The organism is Micromonospora endophytica (assembly GCF_003236305.1).
GTDB lineage: Bacteria > Actinomycetota > Actinomycetes > Mycobacteriales > Micromonosporaceae > Micromonospora > Micromonospora endophytica.
Map to the genome: position 1 here is coordinate 1 of NZ_POTX01000291.1, position 6,435 is coordinate 6,435.

Here is a 6,435-nt window from a genome sequence, read left to right on the forward strand (position 1 = left end):
GCACGCGATGGGGGCGGCCAGGGACCTGCGTGGGGCGGCCCGGAATGCCGCGTACGCCGCCGGCCAGGCGGCAGTCGTCGCGCATGTCGCCGCGCACGAACTCGGTGCGGCGGCATACGCGATAAAGGCCGTACGTGCTGCCGCGCCGAAGGGCGAGAGCGATGCCGCGGGACGACTCGAGTGCCGATGGCAGCGGGACCAGCTTCCGGCGGCGATCCGCGAACTCGTGCTCGACGACCAGCGGTTGCGCAACGACATCTGCTGGTCGGTGTTCGACTGTTGACCCGTACGCCCGGCTGTGCCCCCGCCGCGCGCGGTGCCGGCAGCGGCCGTTCCTAGACTGACGCGGTGCGATATGTCGAACTTGAGGCGGCGATCCGTCAGCTGGTGACGGAGGCCGAGGATGACCGCCTTCGTGTCTTCGGCGTGCAGACGGTCGCCCGTCTGCTTCAAGCCGAGCCGCTGCTCGATGCAGCCGCCGAGGACGAACTCGATGAGGACGCGTTTGCGGCATTCACTGTCGCCCGCGAGACCGTCCTGACCGCCGGGGCGCCCGAGTTGCGGGCGCTGCTGGCGCGCATCGACGAAGGGATCCTCACCGACGGCGACATGGACCCCAGCCTGTTGCTCGCCCTCTCCGCACTCGAACACTGGACGACCTACCTGGAGACCGGGCAGCGCGGTGAGCTGGCTGAGCTTGCCCTCCGTTCCGTCGAGCAGGTCGACTACCAGGTCTCGGCCGATCTCGACGACTTCCTGGGCAAGCCTGAGATGGCCGCCGAGTACGAGCGGATCGTCCGCCTCCTCACCGGGTAGCGCGAGCCGGTGGACCGGTTGCCGACCGATGACACAGGCGTTTCGATCTCTTGACGGCGCAAGGATGTTAACGCTATCAATTCGGTACGCGGCGGCCGGATCGCGGCGAGGAGAGGCGACGAGACATGCGACTGAAGCGTTCCCGTAGCCGGCCGATGGCCGGGTTCATCGCCATGGCCGTGGTGCTGGGCAGCATGCTGGTGGGGCCGGCCGCCCCGGCGTCGGCCGCACCCGTCACCTTCACCAACCCGCTGGCCGAACAGCGCGCCGATCCGCACATCTACCGGCACACCGACGGCTACTACTACTTCACCGCGACGGTGCCCGAGTACGACCGGATCGTGCTCCGCCGCGCCACCACGCTCCAGGGGCTGGCCACCGCCGCCGAGCAGGTGATCTGGCGCAAGCACGGCACCGGCGAGATGGGCGCGCACATCTGGGCACCGGAGATCCACTTCATCGACGGCAGGTGGTACGTCTACTTCGCCGCCGGCCGGGCCGAGGACGTCTGGGCCATCCGGCCGTACGTGCTGGAGAGCAGCGCCGCGAATCCGCTGGACGGGCCGTGGGTCGAACGCGGCCAACTCCAGCCCGCCCGCAGCAGCTTCTCGCTCGACGCCACCACATTCGTGCACGACGGCCAGCGTTACCTGGCCTGGGCGGAGTACGCCGGCAGCAACTCGAACATCTACCTCGCCCGGGCGGTCAACCCCTGGACGTACGCGGGCACCCCGACCCTGATCGCCACGCCCACGTACGCCTGGGAGACCCGGGGTTACCGGGTGAACGAGGGACCGGCGGTGCTGATCCGCAACGGCCGAATCTTCCTGACCTACTCGGCGAGTGCCACCGACGCCAGCTACGCCGTCGGGCTGCTCACCGCCTCGGCCGACAGTGACCTGCTGAACCCGGCGTCGTGGAGCAAGAGCGCCACACCGGTGCTGGCCAGCGACAGCCGGACCGGCCAGTGGGGGCCGGGACACAACTCCTTCACCGTCGCCGAGGACGGCAGCGACGTGATCGTCTACCACTCGCGCAACTACGAGCGGTACCTCGGCAACGGCTACGACCCGCTGAGCGACCCGAACCGGCGGACCCGGATCCAGCGGGTCTACTGGAACGCCGACGGCACCCCCAACTTCGGTGTGCCGGTGCCGGACGGCGTCACCCCGGTCCGGCTGCGCGCACACGACCTGCCGGACCAGTACCTGCGGCACTGGGAGTTCCGGGTGCGGCTGGAGCCGAACGTCGCGAACCTCGCCGACTCCCAGTTCCGGATCGTCGCCGGACTGGCCGATCCGGCGGCGATCTCGCTGGAGTCGACCAACTACCCCGGCTACTACCTGCGGCACCGCGACCATCAGCTCTGGGTGCAGCGCAACGACGGATCCGACCTGTTCCGGCAGGACGCGACGTTCGTCCGCCGGCCCGGACTGGCCGACCCGGCGAAGGTGTCGCTGGAGTCGGTGAACTTTCCCGGGCAGTATCTCCGGCACCGGGACGGGCTGGCGTATCTCGAGGCTGTGTCGGACGCGGCCGGGCGGGCGGCGGCCACCTTCGCCCTCGACTGACGCTGGCTCGGTTGTCGGTGGGCGTGCCTAAACTCCCGCCCATGGCGACGGTGACCTTTGTGGATGAGAGCACGGCTGGTGCGCGTACCCCGGCGTGGGTGCTGCGGATCTTCGAGGAGCGGTTGACGCTGCGTGAGCTGATCCGACGGCGGATCCATCAGGAGGTGGCGGAATACAACGCCGCTGCTCCGGTGCCGCGTCGACTGCTGGTGCAACCCACCCCCACCGAGCGGGCACTCAACGGTGACCCCGGGGCCGAACGACCGCACCGCCGGATCGATCCGCAACGGCAGGTCGCCCTCGCCGAGGAGGCGTTCCGCCGCAACGGCTTCGTGGTGCTCGTCGGTGACCGCCAAGTCGAGGAGCTGGACGACGAGGTCGACCTGCGCCGCGACACCGAGGTCACCTTCCTGAAGCTCGTCCCGCTGGTCGGTGGCTGATGACCACCACCACCGACACCGTCTGGTACGCCACCCGCACCCGCGACCTGGTCGCCGCGAACGACCTGACCGCGCTGGCCGGTCACCTCTACACGCACGCCCGGCTCTGCCGGGACGATCCGGAGGTACGCGCCGCGCTGCGGGTGCTGTCCCGGCCGGAGGTGACCCGGCTGGTGCAGGAGATGATCGCCTTGGTCCGCCAGGACAACCGCCGGACGTGGCCACCACGGGACCTGATCGGGCAGTTGGCCCGCCGGCTCCCGCCCGACCTGACCCCGGAGCAGCTACAGGACCTCGCCCGGTACGCCGTCGAGGAACCGTATTCGCTCTCACCGACCGCCCTGGAGACCGTGGCCCGGGGCCTGGTCGCCACCGGCCCGGTCGCCACTGACCTGATGGCGGTCCTGATCGACAGGTCCAACGAGAGTCAGCGGCTGCGGCAGCTGGTCGCCGAGCTGAGTGGGCCGCAACTCGACCCGGGTGACCCGTGGGCGGCGCAGATCCTGGCCGAGCTGCCCACTCTCGACCCGGCCTGGCAGCGGCTGGTCGCCCACGCCAGCACCGCCACCATGGCCCGGCCCACCGCCGGCTGGTCCACCGAGGCGCAACGCCTGCTCGTCGCGGTCGAGGCGGCGCAGGCGCGGCAGGTCCTCGACCGGTGGCTGGCCGCCGCCATCCGCACCCCGCACCGTCCACCGTCGACGGTCAACGCGGACCTGCTGCGTGGCCTGCTCTGGCTGGTCGAGCGGACCGGCCCGGAGCAGGAGCAGGTACGCCTCATCGGCGGCCTGGTCGAGTCGATGCTGCGCCGGCTGCCCGGGATCGGGCCGGCCTGCCCGAAGGTGGCGAACGCGGCCGTCGGGGTGCTCGGGCGACTCGACGGCGAGGCGGCGCTGGCGCAGCTCGCCCGGCTGTCGGCCCGAGTCACCTACAAGGGCACCCGCAACGAGATCGACAAGGCGCTCGACGCCCGCGCCACCGCGCTCGGCATCGGCCGCGACGAGATCGAGGAACTGGCCGTGCCGGACTACGGCCTGACCGAGGTGGGCCGGCACGAGATGCCCCTCGGCGGGTGCCGGGCCGAGCTGCTGATCGGGTCCACCGGCGCGACCCTGGTCTGGCACAACGAAGCCGGTCGGCAGGTGAAGAGCCCACCAGCCGCCGTACGCCGCGACCACGCGGCCGAGCTGACCGGCGTGAAGAGCCTGGCCAAGGAGATCAGCGGAATGCTGGCCGCCCAGACGGCCCGGCTGGACCGGCTCTTTCTGGCCCAGCGCACCTGGACCCTGGGCGCCTGGCGGCAGCGCTACCTCGACCATCCGCTGGTCGGCGTGTTGGCCCGCCGGCTGCTCTGGCTGGTCGACGGGGTGCCCTGCGGCTGGGCCGACGGCGCACTGCGGACCATCGACGACAGCCCGCTCGCCGTCGCCGACGATGCGGAGGTGCGGATCTGGCACCCGATCGGCCGCCCGGTGCCGGAGGTCGTCGGCTGGCGGGAGTGGTTGGAGCGGCACCGGATCGTGCAGCCGTTCAAGCAGGCACACCGGGAGGTTTACCTGCTCACCCCGGCCGAGGAGGCCACCGGCACATACTCCAACCGGTTCGCCGGACACATCCTGCGTCAGCATCAGTACCATGCGCTGGCGGCGATCCGGGGCTGGAACGATCGGCTCCGGCTCATGGTCGACGACTCGTACCCGCCCACCTCCTGCGAGCTGCCCGGCTGGGGGCTGCGCGCCGAGTACTGGGTGGAGGGGATCGGCGACGACTACGGCGTCGACACCACCGACAGCGGGTCGTACCTACGGCTCGTCACCGACCAGGTGCGCTTTTATCCGGTCGACGCCGCGCAGAACTGGTCGCACGCCTCCGGCGGCGGCTACACGGCCGCGCGGTGGACGGATGCCCGACCGGGTGAGCCACTGCCGCTGGACCAGGTGCCGCCGCTGGTGTTCAGCGAGATCATGCGCGATGTCGATCTGTTCGTCGGAGTGGCCAGCGTCGGTAACGACCCGACCTGGTCGGACGGCGGCCCGCAGGGCCGGTTCCGGGACTACTGGTCGTCGTACAGTTTCGGGGAGCTGTCGGCGACCGCCGAGACCCGGCGGGACCTGCTGGTCCGGCTGTTGCCCCGGCTGGCGGTGGGGCGGCAGGCCCGGGTCGACGGCCGGTTCCTCGTGGTCGACGGCGAGCTGCGCACCTACCGCATCCATCTGGGGTCGGGCAACATCCTGATGAGCCCGAACGACGCATATCTCTGCATCGTGCCGGACCGTGGCGCGGGCCGGTCAGGGGAGCAGCAGTTCCTGCCGTTCGAGGGCGACGGCATGCTCGCAGTGATCCTCAGCAAGGCGATGCTGCTGGCCAAGGACGCCGAGATCACCGACCCGACGATCACCCGCCAGATCGGGTCCCGCTAGCCGCGAAGGGTCTGCGCCGATCACAGGTTCGGTGCAGGTGGTGCTCAACCGGGCGATATCGTGATCAGGTGCGAGGCGAGGCGGCCACGACCGGACGATGGCTCCGGTTCGTGCTGCTCGCCTGCACCCTGGTCGGGCTCGCCGCGATGCACAGCCTGGGGCATGACCCGATCCTCGGTACGGCCGGGCACCACAGCCACACCGCTACCACCGCCACCGGCATCGACTGTGGCGGTGCGCGGTGCGTCCAGCAGGTGGCCCCGCCCCCCGAGGAGCCGCGGGATGGTCACCACCCCGGCTGGGCGGTCTGCATGGCGATCGCCGCCGCCCTCGCTCTCGCCGTCGTGCTTGCCGCCCACTTCCTGCGTGGTAGGCGCGGCAACCTGCCGTCCGGTCGCGCCACGAAGCGGGTGACCAGCAGCCGAGGGCCACCCGGGTTCCGCACGATTGGTCTGATCACGACCTCGGTGTCGGTGCTGCGGACGTAGGAGCGGTAAGCGCGTATCCCGCGACAGGGATGCCGCGCCGATGACTCCTACCTGTTCACCGACCTTGAAAGGCTTCTTCCACCATGCGTCGTACCTTCCTGCGCCGAGCCCTGCTGGCTGGCGTGAGTCTCGCCGGCCTCGCCGCCTGCGGCGCGGACCACCAGGCCGAGGGCCATGACTCGTCCGCCCCGCCATCGGCCAGCGCGACCAGCGGCGATGGTGCCGCGAACAACGCGGCGGATGTGATGTTCGCCCAGATGATGATTCCGCACCACGAGCAGGCGTTGGAGATGGCCGAGCTGGCTGCCACCCGGGCGTCCGATCCGGAGGTCACGCAGCTCGCCGCGCAGATCAAGGACGCCCAGGCACCGGAGATGGCGCAGATGGGGAGCTGGTTGACCCAGTGGGGCGCGCCGCTGCCGTCCGGCGACGGGCACGGTACGGGTCATGACGCACCCGACATGGGACATGAGATGCCGGGCATGATGTCCGACGCCGACATGGCCAGGCTCGCGGCTGTCTCCGGCACGGAGTTCGACAGGCAGTTCCTCACCATGATGATCGCCCACCACGAGGGGCCGTCGGTGCCGATCATGGAGTTGTGGTGCCTGACAAAGTCGGGCGTTCACCGGATTTCCGGCACCACAACTCCATGATCGACGGGTCAACTGTGGGTGAGGTCAGGGGCGGGCTCGTGCGG

General features: G+C 70.5%; 7 protein-coding genes. All 7 read left to right on the top strand.

The genetic code is table 11. The features are described from left to right. The coding region (locus C1I93_RS27035; protein WP_369007959.1) for a putative immunity protein at positions 1 to 283 on the top strand (283 nt) is incomplete at its 5' end. Between the two features lie 65 nt (positions 284 to 348). Then, a complete protein-coding gene (locus C1I93_RS27040) occupies positions 349 to 816 on the top strand; it encodes a hypothetical protein (protein WP_111246101.1) in 468 nt (155 codons plus the stop codon). A gap of 125 nt (positions 817 to 941) precedes the next feature. Next, entirely contained in the window at positions 942 to 2,387 is a 1,446-nt protein-coding gene (locus C1I93_RS27045) for a family 43 glycosylhydrolase (RefSeq protein ID WP_223256458.1), read from the top strand. Between the two features lie 41 nt (positions 2,388 to 2,428). After that, a complete protein-coding gene (locus C1I93_RS27050; RefSeq protein ID WP_181445347.1) occupies positions 2,429 to 2,827 on the top strand; it encodes a hypothetical protein in 399 nt (132 codons plus the stop codon). After that, positions 2,827 to 5,247 (top strand): DUF4132 domain-containing protein, encoded by a 2,421-nt coding sequence (locus C1I93_RS27055; protein WP_111246103.1) that lies wholly within the window; start codon positions 2,827 to 2,829, stop codon positions 5,245 to 5,247. Before C1I93_RS27050 ends, C1I93_RS27055 begins: the two co-directional genes overlap by 1 nt. Positions 5,248 to 5,315: 68 nt before the next feature. Further along, positions 5,316 to 5,735 carry a DUF6153 family protein gene (locus tag C1I93_RS27060; RefSeq protein ID WP_111246104.1) on the top strand — a complete coding sequence of 140 codons (420 nt, stop codon included), beginning with the start codon at positions 5,316 to 5,318 and terminating at the stop codon, positions 5,733 to 5,735. 83 nt (positions 5,736 to 5,818) lie between these two features. Then, on the top strand, positions 5,819 to 6,391 hold the full coding sequence (locus tag C1I93_RS27065) for a DUF305 domain-containing protein (RefSeq protein WP_111246105.1): 573 nt from the start codon (positions 5,819 to 5,821) through the stop codon (positions 6,389 to 6,391). Positions 6,392 to 6,435: the final 44 nt, after the last annotated feature.

Excerpts from the sequence above, each read along its gene's own strand:
- C1I93_RS27050 (WP_181445347.1), top strand. The coding sequence starts at position 2,429 with ATGGCGACGGTGACCTTTGTGGATGAGAGCACGGCTGGTGCGCGTACC.
- C1I93_RS27045 (WP_223256458.1), top strand. The coding sequence starts at position 942 with ATGCGACTGAAGCGTTCCCGTAGCCGGCCGATGGCCGGGTTCATCGCC.
- C1I93_RS27055 (WP_111246103.1), top strand. The coding sequence starts at position 2,827 with ATGACCACCACCACCGACACCGTCTGGTACGCCACCCGCACCCGCGAC.
- C1I93_RS27065 (WP_111246105.1), top strand. The coding sequence starts at position 5,819 with ATGCGTCGTACCTTCCTGCGCCGAGCCCTGCTGGCTGGCGTGAGTCTC.